18 protein-coding genes are annotated in these 15,421 nt (G+C 71.8%); 2 read left to right on the top strand and 16 right to left on the bottom strand.

What is annotated here, in order from left to right; translation table 11 throughout:
* Window positions 1-23: 23 nt before the first annotated feature.
* From trpA to MT346_RS06680, 12 genes are all read right to left on the bottom strand, one after another.
* Window positions 24-815, bottom strand: coding sequence for a tryptophan synthase subunit alpha (gene trpA, locus MT346_RS06735; protein ID WP_243562042.1), 792 nt, complete (start codon window positions 813-815; stop codon window positions 24-26).
* On the bottom strand, window positions 812-2,065 hold the full coding sequence (trpB, locus tag MT346_RS06730) for a tryptophan synthase subunit beta (RefSeq protein WP_243562041.1): 1,254 nt from the start codon (window positions 2,063-2,065) through the stop codon (window positions 812-814). Before trpB ends, trpA begins: the two co-directional genes overlap by 4 nt.
* Window positions 2,066-2,072: 7 nt before the next feature.
* A complete protein-coding gene (gene trpC / locus MT346_RS06725; RefSeq protein ID WP_243562132.1) occupies window positions 2,073-2,846 on the bottom strand; it encodes an indole-3-glycerol phosphate synthase TrpC in 774 nt (257 codons plus the stop codon).
* Between the two features lie 16 nt (window positions 2,847-2,862).
* Complete coding sequence (locus tag MT346_RS06720; RefSeq protein ID WP_243562040.1) at window positions 2,863-3,102, bottom strand: DUF6704 family protein; 240 nt, start codon at window positions 3,100-3,102, stop codon at window positions 2,863-2,865.
* Window positions 3,089-3,811 carry a Trp biosynthesis-associated membrane protein gene (locus MT346_RS06715; RefSeq protein ID WP_243562039.1) on the bottom strand — a complete coding sequence of 241 codons (723 nt, stop codon included), beginning with the start codon at window positions 3,809-3,811 and terminating at the stop codon, window positions 3,089-3,091. Before MT346_RS06715 ends, MT346_RS06720 begins: the two co-directional genes overlap by 14 nt.
* The gene (locus tag MT346_RS06710) at window positions 3,808-5,373 is read right to left on the bottom strand and encodes an anthranilate synthase component I (protein ID WP_243562038.1); all 1,566 of its coding nucleotides are present in this window, start codon (window positions 5,371-5,373) and stop codon (window positions 3,808-3,810) included. The genes MT346_RS06715 and MT346_RS06710 overlap by 4 nt, the downstream gene beginning before the upstream one ends.
* On the bottom strand, window positions 5,370-5,810 hold the full coding sequence (gene hisI / locus MT346_RS06705; RefSeq protein ID WP_243562037.1) for a phosphoribosyl-AMP cyclohydrolase: 441 nt from the start codon (window positions 5,808-5,810) through the stop codon (window positions 5,370-5,372). The genes MT346_RS06710 and hisI overlap by 4 nt, the downstream gene beginning before the upstream one ends.
* A gap of 7 nt (window positions 5,811-5,817) precedes the next feature.
* The gene (gene hisF, locus MT346_RS06700; RefSeq protein ID WP_243562036.1) at window positions 5,818-6,615 is read right to left on the bottom strand and encodes an imidazole glycerol phosphate synthase subunit HisF; all 798 of its coding nucleotides are present in this window, start codon (window positions 6,613-6,615) and stop codon (window positions 5,818-5,820) included.
* Window positions 6,612-7,451: an ATP phosphoribosyltransferase gene (gene hisG / locus MT346_RS06695; RefSeq protein ID WP_243562035.1), complete on the bottom strand. Its 840-nt coding sequence runs from the start codon at window positions 7,449-7,451 to the stop codon at window positions 6,612-6,614. The genes hisF and hisG overlap by 4 nt, the downstream gene beginning before the upstream one ends.
* A 63-nt stretch (window positions 7,452-7,514) precedes the next feature.
* Window positions 7,515-7,778: a phosphoribosyl-ATP diphosphatase gene (locus tag MT346_RS06690; RefSeq protein WP_243562034.1), complete on the bottom strand. Its 264-nt coding sequence runs from the start codon at window positions 7,776-7,778 to the stop codon at window positions 7,515-7,517.
* Between the two features lie 9 nt (window positions 7,779-7,787).
* A complete protein-coding gene (gene rpe, locus MT346_RS06685; protein WP_243562033.1) occupies window positions 7,788-8,453 on the bottom strand; it encodes a ribulose-phosphate 3-epimerase in 666 nt (221 codons plus the stop codon).
* A gap of 23 nt (window positions 8,454-8,476) precedes the next feature.
* Window positions 8,477-9,379: an Abi family protein gene (locus MT346_RS06680; protein WP_243562032.1), complete on the bottom strand. Its 903-nt coding sequence runs from the start codon at window positions 9,377-9,379 to the stop codon at window positions 8,477-8,479.
* Between the two features lie 154 nt (window positions 9,380-9,533).
* On the opposite strand from MT346_RS06680, the gene MT346_RS06675 reads away from it, so the two are divergent.
* A complete protein-coding gene (locus MT346_RS06675) occupies window positions 9,534-10,109 on the top strand; it encodes a hypothetical protein (RefSeq protein ID WP_243562031.1) in 576 nt (191 codons plus the stop codon).
* Between the two features lie 39 nt (window positions 10,110-10,148).
* Here MT346_RS06675 and MT346_RS06670 read toward each other — a convergent pair whose 3' ends face one another.
* From MT346_RS06670 to tdh, 4 genes are read right to left on the bottom strand one after another with little or no spacing between them, the layout of a single operon-like run.
* Window positions 10,149-11,648, bottom strand: coding sequence for an RsmB/NOP family class I SAM-dependent RNA methyltransferase (locus tag MT346_RS06670; protein ID WP_243562030.1), 1,500 nt, complete (start codon window positions 11,646-11,648; stop codon window positions 10,149-10,151).
* Complete coding sequence (fmt, locus tag MT346_RS06665; protein ID WP_243562029.1) at window positions 11,645-12,583, bottom strand: methionyl-tRNA formyltransferase; 939 nt, start codon at window positions 12,581-12,583, stop codon at window positions 11,645-11,647. Before fmt ends, MT346_RS06670 begins: the two co-directional genes overlap by 4 nt.
* Window positions 12,584-12,603: 20 nt before the next feature.
* Window positions 12,604-13,788, bottom strand: coding sequence for a glycine C-acetyltransferase (locus MT346_RS06660; protein ID WP_243562028.1), 1,185 nt, complete (start codon window positions 13,786-13,788; stop codon window positions 12,604-12,606).
* Window positions 13,789-14,853 (bottom strand): L-threonine 3-dehydrogenase, encoded by a 1,065-nt coding sequence (gene tdh / locus MT346_RS06655; protein ID WP_243562027.1) that lies wholly within the window; start codon window positions 14,851-14,853, stop codon window positions 13,789-13,791.
* 103 nt (window positions 14,854-14,956) lie between these two features.
* Between tdh and MT346_RS06650 the strand changes: the two genes are divergently transcribed.
* On the top strand, window positions 14,957-15,415 hold the full coding sequence (locus tag MT346_RS06650) for a DUF4383 domain-containing protein (protein ID WP_243562026.1): 459 nt from the start codon (window positions 14,957-14,959) through the stop codon (window positions 15,413-15,415).
* The last annotated feature ends 6 nt before the right edge of the window (window positions 15,416-15,421 follow it).

Below are 15,421 nucleotides of genomic sequence, written 5' to 3'. Positions count from 1 at the left end.
CCCGGTCGGTCAGTGACGTGACGTCAGCGGCGCGCGGCGCCCGCCGACAGCTCGGCGGCGCGCTGGCCGACACCCGTGACCCCGAGGTCGGCGAGGGCCCGGACGAACGCCGACCCGACGATCGCCCCGTCGGCGTACTCGAGGACCTCGGTCACCTGGTCGGCCGTCGAGATGCCGAGGCCCACGCAGGTGCGGGCGACGCCCGCGTCGCGGAGTCGGGACACGACCGTCCGCGCGGCGACGTCGACGCCGGCACGAGCTCCGGTGACGCCCATGGTGGAGACCGCGTAGACGAAGCCACGGCTGGCGTCGACGGCCTGTTTCATGCGGACGTCCGACGAGGACGGCGCGGCCAGGAACACCCGGTCGAGACCGGTGCGCTCCGAGGCGCCCATCCACTCGCGGGCTTCGTCCGGCACCAGGTCCGGTGTGATGAGACCGGCTGCACCGGCGGCCACCAGGTCGTCGGCGAAGCGCTCGACCCCGTAGCGCAGCACGGGATTCCAGTAGGTCATCACCAGGACGGGCACGTCGGCGCGCTCGGTGATCCGGTGGACCGCGTCGAAGACCTGTGCGACGCGGAAGCCGTTCGCCAGGCTCTCTTCGGCCGCACGCTGGATGACCGGGCCGTCCATCACCGGGTCGGAGTACGGCAGGCCGAGCTCGATGACGTCGACGCCGTTCTCGGCGAGGGCCACGGCCGCGTCGACACTGGTGTCGATGTCGGGGTACCCGGCGGGCAGGTACCCGACGACGGCACCGGCGCGGTCGGTGTTCGCCTGGTCGATCGTCGACGCGACCGTCTTGTTCGTCACAGCTGCACCGCGTTCTCGTCGAGGACACCGAAGTACCGACTGGCCGAGGCGACGTCCTTGTCACCGCGACCGGACATGTTGACCAGGATGACCCCGTCGGGGCCGAGCTCCTTGCCGAGCTTCATCACGCCGGCCAGTGCGTGCGAGGTCTCGATCGCCGGCAGGATGCCCTCGGTCCGGCTGAGCAGGCGGAACGCCTCCATCGCCTCGGTGTCGGTGATGGGCTCGTACTGTGCGCGGCCGATCGACGCCAGGTACGCGTGCTCGGGTCCGACGCTCGGGTAGTCGAGCCCGGCGGAGATGCTGTGGCTCTCGATGGTCTGGCCGTCCTCGTCCTGCATCAGGTACGACTTGGCGCCCTGCAGCACGCCCTCGCGCCCGAGCGTGATGCTCGCCGCGTGACGGCCGGTCTCGACGCCGTCGCCACCGGCCTCGTAGCCGAGCAGCCGGACGTCGGCATCGTCGAGGAACGCCTCGAAGATGCCCATCGCGTTCGAGCCGCCGCCGACGCAGGCCGCGACCGCATCGGGGAGCCGACCGACCAGGTCGAGGACCTGCTGGCGGGCTTCGATCCCGATCACCTTGTGGAACTCGCGCACCATCTCGGGGAACGGGTGTGGGCCGGCGACCGTGCCGAGCAGGTAGTGCGTCGAGTCGACGTTGGCGACCCAGTCGCGCAGGGCGTCGTTGATCGCGTCCTTGAGCGTGCGGGAGCCGGTCTCGACCGGGATCACCTGGGCACCGAGCAGCCGCATCCGGGCGACGTTGAGTGCCTGGCGCTCGGTGTCCACGGCGCCCATGTACACGACGCAGTCCATGCCGAACAACGCGGCCGCGGTGGCCGTGGCGACGCCGTGCTGCCCTGCGCCGGTCTCGGCGATCAGCCGCGTCTTGCCCAGGCGCCGGGCGACCAGGGCCTGCCCGAGCACGTTGTTGATCTTGTGCGAACCGGTGTGGTTGAGGTCCTCGCGCTTCAGGATCACGCGGGCACCGCCGGCGTGCTCGGCAAAGCGCGGCACCTCGGTGATGATCGACGGCCGACCGGTGTAGTCGCGCTGCAGGGCGTCGAGCTCGGCGTGGAAGGCGGGGTCCGCCCAGGCTTCGCGGAAGGCGGCTTCGAGTTCGTCGAGCGCCAGCACGAGGGACTCGGGGACGAACCGTCCGCCGAAGTCGCCGAAGTACGGGCCGTGGAGGTCGCGGAGTGAGGTCACGATGGTGCTCCAGACGAGTCCGGCTCGGGGCCGGACCATCGAGGTGTCAGGCGTCGAGGAACGACGCGAGTGCAGCGGCAGGGTCGGCGCCGGTGACGAGCGCTTCGCCCACCAGGACGACGTCGGCCCCGGCGCGGCGGTAGTGCGCCACGTCGTCGGGGCCCTTGACGGCGGACTCGGCGACACGGACGACCCCGTCGGGGATCCGGTCGGCGAGCGAACCGAACAGGTCGCGGTCGAGGGAGAAGTCGGTGAGGTCGCGGGCGTTGACGCCGAGGATCCGGGCGCCGGCGTCGAGGCCACGCGTGACCTCGTCAGCGGAGTGGGCCTCGACCAGCACGCGCATGCCGAGCTGTTCCGCCAGGTCGTGGAGCTCGACCAGCTGCTGCTGCTCGAGGGCGGCCACGATGAGCAGCACGATGTCGGCACCCGAGGCACGGGCTTCGACCACCTGGTACGGGTCGGCGATGAAGTCCTTGCGGAGCACCGGCACCGACACGCGGGCCTTGACGGCTTCGAGGTCGGCGAGCGAGCCGAGGAACTTGCGCCCCTCGGTCAGCACGCTGATCGCCGAGGCACCACCGCGTTCGTAGTCCGCGGCGAGCCCGGCCGGATCGGTGATCGCGGCCATCGACCCGCGGGACGGGCTGGCGCGCTTGACCTCGGCGAGCACCTTGACGCGCGCACCGGGGGCCAGGAAGTCGAGGGCGTCGAGCGGCGACGCCACCCGGTCGAGGTCGCGTTCGACGTCGGCGTAGGGCCGGTCGAGTCGACGGGCGGCGGCGTCCTCGAGCGCGCCCGCGACGAGGGTCTCGAGCACGTTCGGCATGCGCGACCTACTCGTTGTGGTGCTTGGGGACGAACTTCGGGCCGTTGACGCCGTAGCCGGCACGACCCATCACCCAACCGACGATGAGTCCGACGACGACGATGCCCGCCGCGGCCCAGACGCCCCAGGCCAGGTCGAACCAGAAGCACAGCGTCCCGATCGTGAAGCCCACCAGCATGATGATGACGGACGTCCAGGCTGCCGGCGAGTGGCCTTCGCCGAGTTCTGCGGGCTCAGTGGTGCTCACGGTGCTCCTCGTGGTCGGGTGCGCCGTCGGTCGAACGGCGCGTCTCCGATCCTACCGCGTCGGTCGGGGCCGACCCGGACACGGTGCGGGGCGCGGACCGGTCGGTCACGGCGGCGTCGGTCGGGTCGACGCCCGCGCTCAGGTCGTCCCAGTCGACGATCGCGTCGCGCTGGACGGGCACCTTCGGCGCGGTGGCCTCCGGCGATGCGGCGTACTTGCGGCTGGGACCGGGCCACGAGCCCTGCACGACCAGCACGACGACACCGAGCAGCACGGCGAGCACACCGCCGGCGATCCCGACCACGGGCCACGCCGACACGTCCACGCTGGTCACGACACGGCGCACGGCGGACAGGTCGCTCACACCGGCGACGTCACCGATCGCGCCCTTCGCGGCACCGACCGGGTCCGCGAGCGCACTGATGCCGGAGACGACGATGCCGACGCCGAGCAGGACCTGGATCACGGCCAGCACCACGCGCACGACGCGCCCGGCGATGGTCATCGCCAGGAACAGCGCGAGCGACGCGATGGCGAACGCGGTGAACTGCGGAACGGCCGCGGAACCGTCGGCCACGACGGTCGACGACACCGCTGCGGCCGCGTCCAGGTGCACGGTGAACCAGGTCTGGGTCCACGACAGCATGACGATGCCGGCGACGACCAGCCCGGCCAGGACGACCATCGGTCGTGACCGGAAGCGCTTCACGAGCGCACCTCGCGCATCTGGTTCGCGGTGGCGACCGCGCGGAGCGGTGCCGCGGCCTTGTTGACGGCCTCGGCGTGCTCGGTCGCGGGGTCGGAGTCGGCGACGAGCCCGGCACCGGCCTGCACGTGGGCGACACCGTCCTGGATCAGGGCCGTGCGGATCGCGATCGCCAGGTCGGCGTCCCCCGCGAAGTCGAAGTACCCGACGACCCCGGCGTACGCCCCGCGCGTGGCGGGCTCGAGCTCGTCGATGATCTGCAGCGCGCGCGGCTTCGGCGCACCCGACAGCGTGCCTGCGGGGAACGTCGCACGGAAGACGTCGATGGCCGACTGGTCCGGCCGGATCTGCCCCTCGACACTCGACACCAGGTGCATGATGTGGCTGAACCGCTCGACGGTCATGAACTCGGTCACCGCGACGGTGCCCGGCTCGCAGACCTTCTGCAGGTCGTTGCGCGACAGGTCGACGAGCATCAGGTGCTCGGCGCGCTCCTTCGGGTCCTCGAGCAGGTCCTCACCGAAGCGGACGTCTTCTTCCGGGGTCGCCCCACGCGGACGCGAACCCGCGATCGGGTGCGTGATGGCCCGGCCACCCTGCACCTTCACGAGCGCTTCGGGCGATGCCCCGACGATCCAGAACGGCTTGCCCGCGGTGTCCTGCAGCGACAGGAAGTACATGTACGGGCTGGGGTTCAGCGTGCGCAGGACCCGGTACACGTCGAGCGGGTCGGCGGTGACCCGGTGGTCGAACCGCTGTGAGATGACGACCTGGAACACGTCGCCGTCGCGGATGAAGTCCTTCGAACGCACCACGGACGCCATGTACTCGTCCGGGGTCGTGCGGTGCGTGGGTGTCGGCTCGGCGATGTCGAAGGCCTGTGCCACGGTGGCGACGGTCGGCTGCACCAGGTCGGCCTGCATGCGGTCGAGGCGTTCCTGGGCGCCGGTCCACATCGCATCGGCGTCGTCGGTGCCGTCGTTGAGCGCACTCGCGACCAGCAGGACCAGGCCGGTCCGGTGGTCCAGCGCGACCATCTCGGCGACGAAGGCCAGCGACTGTCCGGGCACGTCGAAGTCGGCTGCGGGGACGTCCGGCAGGTGTTCGAGCTGGCGGACGGCCTCCCATCCGATGAACCCGACCATGCCGCCGACCAGCGGCGGCGTGCCGGGGACGCGCGGCGTGGCCCAGCGTTCGTGCAGTCGTGCCAGGACCTCGAGCGGCTGTCCGTCGAGCGAGCCGACGGCGCGGTCGGCGCTCATCCCGGTGTCGATCCACGCGGCGCGGTCGCCGTCCTGGGTCAGGACACCGAAGCTGCGCACACCGACGAAGGACCAGCGGGACCACAGGCCGCCCTGGCCGGCGGACTCGAGCAGGAACGACCCGGGGCGGCCGTCGGCCAGCTTGCGGTAGACGCCGACGGGCGTCTCGCTGTCGGCGTAGAGCGCACGGACGACGGGGACGACGCGGTGGCCGTCGGCCACCAGGTCGTCGAACTCCGGACGGGAGGTCGTGTGCGGCTTGTCGGGGACCGTTGCGGCGGGCGCGGGGGTCGTCGTGGTCATCGGGTCGCCTCCGTCGCGTCGGCCGCCGGGCTGTCGACCACAGGAGCCGCAGCTGCAGCCTGGGCTGCCGGCGCGGACGCCGTGACCGGGTCGAGCGGGTCGACGTCGAAGCAGCGGTGCGCACCGGTGTGGCAGGCCGCTCCGACCTGTTCGACGGTGACCAGCAGGGTGTCGTCGTCACAGTCCAGCGCCGCCGCACGCACGTACTGGGCGTGACCGGAGGTGTCGCCCTTGCGCCAGTACTCCTGCCGCGAGCGGGACCAGAAGGTCACCCGCCCCTCGGTCAGGGTGCGGCGGAGGGCTTCGCGGTCCATGTAGCCGAGCATGAGGACGTCCTTCGACGATTCTTCTTGCACGACTGCCGGGAGCAGCCCGTCCGCCCCGAAGTGCGCGCGGTCGAGGACCGCCTCGGTGGTGGTGCTGGTGCTGTCGGTCATCAGGCTCCTAGCGTACGGCGTGCCCGGACTCCCGCAGGGCGTCCTTGACGTCGCCGATGGTCATCTCGCCGCGGTGGAACACGCTCGCCGCGAGCACGGCGTCCGCGCCGGCGTCGACGGCGGGTGCGAAGTGCTCGACCCGCCCGGCGCCGCCCGAGGCGATCACCGGGACGCTCGACACCGCGCGGACGGCCCGGACCAGCTCGAGGTCGAAGCCGTTCTTCGTGCCGTCGGCGTCGATCGAGTTGACCAGCAGCTCGCCGGCGCCACGCTCGACCGCCTCGGTGGCCCACTGGATCGCGTCGAGGTCGGACTCGGTGCGCCCGCCGTGTGTCGTGACGACGAAGCCGGAGCGCATCCGGTCGGACCGCTTGACGTCGAGCGACAGGACGACGGCCTGGGCGCCGAACCGGTCGGCGATCTCCCCCACCAGGTCGGGGCGGGCGATCGCGGCGCTGTTCACACCGATCTTGTCCGCGCCGCACTGCTGCAGCCGCGAGACGTCGTCGACACTGCGCACGCCGCCGCCGACCGTGAGCGGGATGAAGACCTGCTCGGCCGTCCGGGTGACGGTGTCGTACATGGTCGATCGGTTCTCGACGGTGGCCCCCACGTCGAGGAACGTCAGTTCGTCGGCTCCCTGCTCGTAGTAGCGCGCGGCGAGTTCGACCGGGTCGCCGGCGTCCTGCAGGTCCAGGAAGTTCACGCCCTTGACGACGCGGCCACCCGAGACGTCCAGGCACGGCACGACGCGGACGGCGACCCCGCCACGACCTGCGGCAGCGGTGCTCGTGACGTCGGTCACAGGCGTGCGGCGTGGATCGGGCTGACCAGGATCGCGCGGGCACCGAGGTCGTACAGCGCGTCCATGATCAGGTTCGCGTCGTCGCGCGGGATCATCACGCGCACCGCGGACCAGTCCCGCCCGTGCAGGGGCGACACCGTCGGCGACTCGATGCCCGAGGCGACGGCCGTCGCCTGTTCGAGCAGGTCGGTCGGGATGTCGTAGTCGAGCATCACGTAGCCGCGCGCGACCAGGACACCTTGCAGCCGGCGGCGCAGGACGTCGATGCCGGGGATGGTCTCGTCGGTGCTGATGAGCAGCGCCGTCGACTCGAGGATGACCGGTCCGAAGATCTCGAGGCCCGCGGCACGGAGCGTGCTGCCCGTCGAGACGACGTCGGCCACCGCGTCGGCGACCCCCAGGCGCACCGCACTCTCGACCGCACCGTCGAGCTTGACGAGCGTGGCGGTCACGCCGTGACGTCCCAGGAACTCGCCGACCAGACCGGGGTAGCTCGTCGCGACCCGGACGCCGTCCAGGTCCTGCAGGTCGCTGTACCGACCGGGCGTGCCGGCGAACCGGAACGTCGAGTCGGCGAACCCGAGCGCGTCGACCTCGTGCGCCTGGGACCCGGAGTCGAGCAGCAGGTCGCGGCCCGTGATCCCGACGTCGAGCGCGCCGGACCCCACGTAGGTGGCGATGTCCCGCGGGCGCAGGAAGAAGAACTCGACGCCGTTGCGCTCGTCGAGCAGGTGGAGGGCCTTCGGGTCGCGGCGGCCGGCGTACCCGGCCTCGCGCAGCATCTCGGAGGCGGTCTCGGAGAGTGAGCCCTTGTTGGGCACGGCGATGCGGAGCATCAGGGTCTGCTTTCTGGTCGGCTGGGTCGGGTGACGGTTCTGTCGGGTGCGCCGGGGCACGTCCTACAGATGTCGCCAGACGTCCGCCGGGGTCAGGCCCTTGGCGATCATCAGGACCTGCAGGTGGTAGACGAGCTGGGAGATCTCTTCCGAGGTGCGCTCGTCGCCCTCGTACTCGGCCGCCATCCAGACCTCGGCCGCTTCTTCCACGATCTTCTTGCCGATCTGGTGCACGCCGGCATCGAGTTCGGCGACGGTGCCCGAGCCCTCGGGGCGCGTGGCGGCCTTGTCGGTCAGCTCCGCGAACAGGTCGTCGAACGTCTTCACGCTCCCAGGCTACCGTCCCGCGAGGGCACGGTGCGCCGCGTCGCGGAGGTCCTGGATGCGCGACGCCGGTTCGCCGCCGTAGACCGCCGATCCCGCGACCAGCGTGTCCGCACCGTTCCGCACCGCGGTCGGGACGGTGTCGACCGCGATGCCGCCGTCGACCTCGAGCCACACGTCGAGCCCCGACGCGTCGACCGCTGCCCGGGCGTCGGCGAGCTTCGGCATCACGTCGGCCATGAAGGACTGCCCGCCGAACCCGGGCTCCACCGTCATGACGAGGATCATGTCGTACGCGTCCAGGTGGGCCAGCACGGGGGCGATCGACGTGCCGGGCTTCACTGCGACGGCGGCACGGGCACCGTTCGACCGGATGGCGCGAGCCGTGGCCAGCGCATCCGTCGCTGCCTCGTAGTGGAACGTGACGCTCGCAGCGCCCGTCTCCGCGTACTTCGGTGCCTGCGTGTCGGCGTCGGTGATCATCAGGTGCACGTCGAGCGGGACGGGCGAGACCTGCTGCAGGCGCTCCACGATCGGCAGCCCCAGGGTCAGGTTCGGCACGAAGTGGTTGTCCATGACGTCGACGTGCACCATGTCAGCGGTGGCGATGCGCTCGAGCTCTCGCTCGAGGTTCGCGAAGTCGGCGGACAGGATGCTCGGCGAGATGCGGATCGTCACCCGCCAACCCTACCGACCACGGCTCAGTGCCACAGTGGGGACGACCTCCAGTCGTCTGGAGCCCCGGTCACCGTGAGTGGCACCTGTCCGGTCGCCGGCCACGATCCCAGGACACGGATGAGGTCGGCGTCCGGTCCGAGCTCGAGCGCACCGCGGAGGTACTGCAACAACGACAGCTGTCCGAAGGCCCGGTTGGTCACCGGAGCGATCGCATCGAGGGCCGGGACCAGACCAGGGGCTGGCAGCTTCGGGCGCTTCGAGTACACGCGGTTGAACAGACGGCCGTGGTGCGCGCAGGCGTTCCGGACGATGTTCAACGCGCGGAGCCACGAGACCAGCTGCGGCGCTCGGAGCCGGAACCGCGCGGCGACCTCCGACTGGACCGGGCTCGGCGACATCATCAGCAGACGGACGAGCGAGCCCCAGTCGAGGACCTCGACCGCGGCCCACACCGGAAGCACCCCGTCGTACGTGATCCGGTGGTGCATGACGAAGTCCTCGCGAGAGGACGCCACCTCGCGATCGAACCGCGCTCGCCAGGTCCGGTAGTCATCGCCCGTGCGCGCCAGCGTCCCGAGCACCTCCGGGCGCAGATGTGCGCAGACATCGAGTCGCCCGAGACCGTGCCCGAGGAACGCCCGCACCGACAGTTCGATCGGTGCTGCGGCTGCGAGGACAGCTGCGCGGAGCCGCTCGTCGAACTCATAGAGGTCGATCACTTCGCGGAAGGTGGCACCGGGCCGGAACTCGTCCAGGCGTCGACCATCACCGACGACACGGAAGGGGTACCAGTAGCCGCTGAGTCGGTAGTAGTTGACCCGCGCGAGCCAGTCCAGTGCCCACTCGCGGTCGTCGACGTACAGGCCCCGCTCCTGCAGGCGATGGAGCTGCTGGTCGTAGGTCTGGAAGGGCTTCGTCCGCCCCATGAACGCCCCCCTCGAACGAAGAGGACCGGCCCTGGACCTGCAGCAGCAGGCGGAACCGGTCTTGTCCCACCAACATATCACGAACGGGCGAGCGGCGCACCCTGGTCGCAAGTGCGTCTTCCTCCGCAGCCCGTTCCACCCGTAGGCTGCGGACATGACGGATGTTCAGCCAGAGTCCATCCTCGTGCAGGTCACGTTCGCCGGGGACGACGGTGCGCCGCTGACCGACGTGATCCGGAACCAGCAGGACGTGCTCGAGGTCCTGGACTTCGCGCTCTTCCTGACGCACGGCGACGTGGTGCGCTGGACCAACGGCGGCGGCCGGGGGCAGATCCGACTGGCGCGACTGGACCACGGCACGCCCGTCACGATGGACCTCGAGCTGGTGATGTCCGGCGGGCTCGGACTCACCCACGCCGACGCCCTGGCAGGTGTGACAGCCGCCGGCACCGTCCTGCTCACGGCCGCGGGCAGCGTGCGGGGTGACGCCGCCGTCGACACGCCGGACCGCTCGGCCCGTCAGACGGCCACGGATGCCGAGAAGCACGTCGTCGAGGCCATGGAGCGCGTCGCCTACGACGCCCGCGGCACGGACATGGCATGGCGGATCCGCGAGGCCGAGGAGCAGACCGTCACGAGCCCCGAGGGCACGACCGGCAAGGGCCTGCGCTTCGTCCGTGCCGCCGGGCGGCTCGCCCGCAGGGACGGGTTCGACTTCCGCGTCGAGTGAGTGCACGGCCGACCGCGCCGACGAAGCGCGGACGGCGTGTCACACCCGGCGGAACAGCGCGATGAACATCGCGTCGGTGCCCACCCGGTGCGGCCAGAGTTGCGCGGTCATGCCGTCCGCGACCTGCGGGTCCCGGGCAGCGACCGACCGCACGACCGCCGCGGTGTCGACCTGCTCGAGCACGTCGCCGTGCCGAGCCATCAAGGCGTCGACCTGCCCGCGCGTCTCGGCCAGGTGCGGCGAACACGTGACGTACGCCAGGGTGCCGCCCGGGGCCAGCACGCGCACGGCGGCGTCGAGCAGTTCCCGCTGCAGCTCGGCGAGTTCCTGGACGTCCTCGGGGACCTTCCGCCACCGCGCCTCGGGCCGACGTCGCAGCGCGCCGAGGCCGGTGCACGGCGCGTCGAGCAGCACCCGGTCGTAGGTGACGCCAGCGCCGTCCTGCCCGTACCGACGGGCGTCGCCCTCGACGACCGTGACCGTGTCGCCGAACTGGGCGAGGGCCTGCCGCACCAGCCCGGCACGTGCCGGGACGAGTTCGTTCGCGACGAGCGTCGCACCGCCCTGGGCCGCCTCGGCCGCCAGCAGTGCGGCCTTCCCCCCGGGCCCGGCGCACAGGTCCAGCCACCGCTCCCCCGCGCGGACCGCGGACGACCGGCTCAGCGCGAGCGCCGCCAGCTGCGATCCCTCGTCCTGCACGCGCAACCGACCCGCCGCGACCCCGGGCACCCGGGCGGGGTCGCCGGTCACGCCGCGGATCCCGACCGGCGACACCGGCTGGGCATCGGCCGCCGCAACGACGTCCGCGTCGGTCCGGACGGGAGGCTCGGCTGCGGCCGCGTCGTCGTCCTGCGCCGCGTCCGCGGTCGCCCGGAGCACCGCGGTCACCTCGGCGACGTCGGCGTCGGTCGCGAAACCGGGCAGCGCGGCGAGCTGGACGCGCGGAGCGACGTCGTCGGCCGCCAACAGCGCGACGAGCTCGTCACGGGACCGCTCGGCCGCCAGGGCATCGCGCAGCGACGCGACCACCCAGGCGGGATGCGACCAGCGCGTGGCCAGGAGCTCGTCGCCGGTCAGGCCGCGGGTGATCTCCGTGTCCCACTCCCCGGGCGTCTTCGCGGCGACCTTGCGCATGACGGCGTTGACGAACCCGGTTGCGCGGTGGGCGCCGACCTCGCGAGTCAGCTCGACGGTCGCGGACACCGCGGCGTGTGTCGGCGTGCGCATCGCGAGCAGCTGGTGGACCCCCAGGCGCAGCACGTCGAGCACGTCGGCCTCGACGTTCGCGACCCGGCGTCCGGAGGCGGCCTCGATGACGGCGTCGTACCGGCCGATCATCCGGATGGTGCCGTAGGTGAGTTCGGTGGCGAACCCGGCGTCCCGCGGTGACAGGGCGGCGCGTCGGATGCGCGTGGGCAGCAGCAGGTTCGCGTAGGCGTCGTCGACCTGCACCGCCCGGATGACGTCGAACGCCACGCGGCGGGCACTCGGGCCGCGCACCGTGCGGGACTGCTGCTCGCGATGCTGGTGGGGGCTCATGCCAGGACCTTCCCGTCGAGCGCGCCGAGGCCCCGGGCCCAGGCGGCGGCGTCCATCGGCTTCTTGCCCGCGGGCTGCACCTCGGTGAGCACCAGCGGACCGTCGGCGGTGCCGACCAGCAGCAGGCCGTTCTGCACCGTCAGCGCGCCCGGCGCGAGCGACGGGGCGGACTGCTCCGGGCCTCCAGGCAGGGAGCGCGTTGCGCGCAGCAGCTTGACGCGCGTGTCGCCCAGGTGCGCGAAGGCGCCGGGCTCGGGCGTGACCCCGCGGACGTGCGCGTGCACCGCTGCGGCGGGCCGGGCGAAGTCGACGTGGCCGTCCTCGATCGTGGTCTTCGGCGCGGTGGTCGGTTCGCCGATCTGCTCGGTGGCGATCGCGGTGCCGTCCGCGATGCCGTCGACGACGTGCGCGACGACCTCGGCGCCCGTGTCGGCCATCGCGGCGAGCACGTCGCCGGCGGTGGCCTCCGGGTCGATGGTGAACGGTTCGGACGCGAACACCGGGCCGGCGTCGAGGGCCTCGACCAGCTGGAAGACCGTGGCCGCGGTGCGGGTGTCACCGGCCATCACGGCGCGCTGGACCGGAGCCGCACCGCGGTACGCCGGCAGGTCGGAGAAGTGCAGGTTGATCCAGCCGTGCCGCGGGGTGTCGAGCGCGGCGCGTCGGAGCAGCGCGCCGTAGGCGACGATGACCCCCAGGTCGACGTCGAGTCCGGCGAGCTGCGCGGTGACCGTGTCGTCGACGCGGACGGCCTGGATCACGGGCAGGCCGAGCTCGGCCGCGACCTGGGCGACGGGTGTCGGAGTCAGGACCCGCTTGCGGCCCTGCGGTGTCGGCGGGCGCGTCAGCACCGCGGCGATCTCGTGGTCCGAGGCCGCGAGCCGACGGAGGGTGGGGACGGCCGCAGCGGGGCTGCCGGCGACGACGAGACGCATGGCCCCGATCCTCCCATGCCTCAGGTCGTCGTCACCGCCGCGCGGGACGCGGTGAACGCCCGGACGCAGGCGTCGATCTGCTCGTCCGTGTGGGCGGCGGACAGCTGGACCCGGATCCGCGCCCGCCCCGTCGGCACCACCGGGTAGCTGAAGGCCGTGACGTACACGCCGCGCGCCTGCATCTCGGTCGCGATGCGTGCCGTCAGCGCCGCGTCGTGGAACATCACCGGCACGATCGGGTGCTCGCCGGGCAGCAGGTCGAACCCGGCCTCGGTCATCGCGCTCCGGAAGCGCTCGGCGTTGTGCACGAGCCGGGCCCGGGCGTCGTCGGACCGCTCGATGAGGTCCAGCGCCGCGACCGTCCCCGCGACGATCACGGGTGCGAGCGCGTTCGAGAACAGGTACGGGCGGGACCGCTGCCGCAGCAGGTCCACGATCTCCTGCCGGCTCGACACGTACCCGCCCGACGCGCCACCCAGCGCCTTGCCGAACGTCCCCGTGTACACGTCGACACGGTCCGCGACGCCGCACAGCTCGGGCGTCCCGCGGCCGTGCTCGCCGACGAAACCGACCGCGTGCGAGTCGTCGACGATGACGAGCGCGTCGTACTGCTCGGCGAGGTCGCAGATCGCCGCCAGCGGAGCGATCGAGCCGTCCATCGAGAACACCCCGTCGGTCACGATCGCGCGGAACCGGGCGTCTCCCGCCGCGACGAGCTGCGCCTCGAGGTCCTGCACGTCGCGGTTGCGGTAGCGGAAGCGCTGCGCCTTGCTGAGCCGGACGCCGTCGATGATCGAGGCGTGGTTGAGCTCGTCCGAGATGATCGCGTCCTCGGCTCCGAGCAGCACCTCGAACAGGCCGCCGTTCGCGTCGAAGCACGACGAGTACAGGATGGTCGCCTCGGTGCCCAGGAAGGCCGACACCCGGCGTTCCAGGTCGAGGTGCAGGTCCTGCGTGCCGCAGATGAACCGCACGCTGGCCATCCCGTAGCCCCAGCGGTCGAGGGCGTCCTTCGCCGCCTCGACCAGGTCCGGGGAGTCCGCCAGCCCCAGGTAGTTGTTCGCACAGAAGTTGAGCAGCTCGGCGCCGTCGGCGCGGATCGACGCCCGCTGCGGCCCCGTGATCCCCCGCTCGTGCTTCGTCAGCCCCGCTGCCTCGATACCGGCGAGCTCGCCCGCCAGGTGGTCCTTGATCGCGCCGTACACCTAGATCTCCGTCCAGTCGATGACGACCTTGCCGCCGTCTGCCGTTGCTGCTGCGTCGAACGCCCGCTCCCACTGTCGTGCCGGGAACCGCTCGGTCACCAGGGACCCGATCCGGTCGCGCAGGGTGCTGCTGCTCTGCAGCATCGAGCTCATGGTCTGCCACGTCTCGAACATCTCGCGGCCGTAGATGCCCTTCACCGTGAGCATGTGCGTGACGACGAGCCCCCAGTCCACCGCGATCGCACTCGACGGCAACCCCAGCATCGCGATCCGGCCACCGTGGTTCATGTTCGCGACCATCGACGGCAGGGCACTCGGCGCACCGGACATCTCGAAGCCCACGTCGAACCCCTCGCGCATCCCCAGCGTGTGCTGCGCCCCGCGGACCACGTCGGCGGGGGTCTGCGTCGCGGTGCCGCGGACGTCGACGGCCAGGTCGGCGCCCATGTCCGTCGCCATCGCCAGCCGGTTCGCGCTGACGTCCGTGCCGACGACGAACCGGGCGCCCGCGTGCCGGGCGACGGCGATCGCCATCAGACCGATCGGGCCGCAGCCGGTGACCAGCACGTCCTCACCGACCACCGGGAACGCCAGGGCCGTGTGCACCGCGTTGCCGAGCGGGTCGAACATCGCACCGACCTCGGGGTCGACCGGACCGTGGTGCACCCAGACGTTCGCACCGGGCAGGGTCAGCAGCTCGGCGAACGCGCCGTCGCGCTGGACCCCGAGGCCCCTGGTGCGGATGCACATCTGCCGGCGACCGGCGCGACAGTTCCGACACGTGCCGCACACGATGTGTCCCTCGCCGGAGACCAGGTCACCGACCGCGACGTCGCGCACGGCCGGACCGACCTCGACCACCTCGCCGCAGAACTCGTGCCCGGGGACGAGCGGTGCCGTGACCGCCGAGGCCGCCCAGTCGTCCCACCGTCGGATGTGCAGGTCGGTGCCGCAGATCCCGGTGCGCAGCACGCGGATCAGGACCTCGTCCTCGGTCGGGACCGGATCGGGTCGTTCGGTCATCACCAGGCCGGGTGCGGCCTCGGGTTTGTACAATGCGCGCATGCGTCCACCTCGTCGTGGGTCTGCTGGTGAGCGACTCGTGATCGCTCACCCCCACCCTTCCACATCGGAACGGGTCCGTCGGCGCATGGGTACGTTCGCATGCATGGCAGACGTCCTCACCTCCAGCACCCGGTACGCGGGTTCCTCCATCCAGAAGGCCACGCTCGTCGTCGGGGTCGTGTTCCTGCTCGTCGGGATCGCGGGGTTCGTCCCCGGCCTGACCACCGGGTCGCTCGCAGGCGCCGGGCACGGCTCGATGGCGATGCTGCTCGGGCTGTTCCAGGTGTCCGTGCTGCACAACGTCGTCCACCTGTTGTTCGGTGTGGTCGGGCTGGTCGCGGCGACCAAGGCGACCGGCTCCCGCATGTACCTGGTCATCGGCGGCATCGTCTACCTGGTGCTGTTCGTCTACGGGCTCTTCACCGCGGGCCACGACTCCGGTGCCAACTTCGTGCCGCTGAACACCGCGGACAACTGGCTGCACCTGCTGCTGTCGGGCGGCATGGTCGCGCTCGGTGTGCTGCTGCCCCGGGTCGGGACGCGACCGGCCGCGCGCGCCTGACGGGAC

The sequence above is a fragment of the Curtobacterium sp. VKM Ac-2922 genome, from assembly GCF_022815645.1.
Lineage (GTDB): Bacteria > Actinomycetota > Actinomycetes > Actinomycetales > Microbacteriaceae > Curtobacterium.
Note: the sequence above shows the minus strand (reverse complement) of the source record. Positions and strands in the feature narration are given on the sequence as shown.

What these genes read in the sequence shown, in the direction of transcription:
- MT346_RS06710 (WP_243562038.1), bottom strand. Translation starts at nt 5,373, where the DNA reads ATGACCACGACGACCCCCGCGCCCGCCGCAACGGTCCCCGACAAGCCG.
- tdh (WP_243562027.1), bottom strand. Translation starts at nt 14,853, where the DNA reads ATGCGCGCATTGTACAAACCCGAGGCCGCACCCGGCCTGGTGATGACC.
- hisI (WP_243562037.1), bottom strand. Translation starts at nt 5,810, where the DNA reads ATGACCGACAGCACCAGCACCACCACCGAGGCGGTCCTCGACCGCGCG.
- trpB (WP_243562041.1), bottom strand. Translation starts at nt 2,065, where the DNA reads ATGGTCCGGCCCCGAGCCGGACTCGTCTGGAGCACCATCGTGACCTCA.
- MT346_RS06670 (WP_243562030.1), bottom strand. Translation starts at nt 11,648, where the DNA reads ATGAGCCCCCACCAGCATCGCGAGCAGCAGTCCCGCACGGTGCGCGGC.
- MT346_RS06650 (WP_243562026.1), top strand. Translation starts at nt 14,957, where the DNA reads ATGGCAGACGTCCTCACCTCCAGCACCCGGTACGCGGGTTCCTCCATC.
- fmt (WP_243562029.1), bottom strand. Translation starts at nt 12,583, where the DNA reads ATGCGTCTCGTCGTCGCCGGCAGCCCCGCTGCGGCCGTCCCCACCCTC.
- MT346_RS06675 (WP_243562031.1), top strand. Translation starts at nt 9,534, where the DNA reads ATGACGGATGTTCAGCCAGAGTCCATCCTCGTGCAGGTCACGTTCGCC.
- hisG (WP_243562035.1), bottom strand. Translation starts at nt 7,451, where the DNA reads ATGCTCCGCATCGCCGTGCCCAACAAGGGCTCACTCTCCGAGACCGCC.
- MT346_RS06680 (WP_243562032.1), bottom strand. Translation starts at nt 9,379, where the DNA reads ATGGGGCGGACGAAGCCCTTCCAGACCTACGACCAGCAGCTCCATCGC.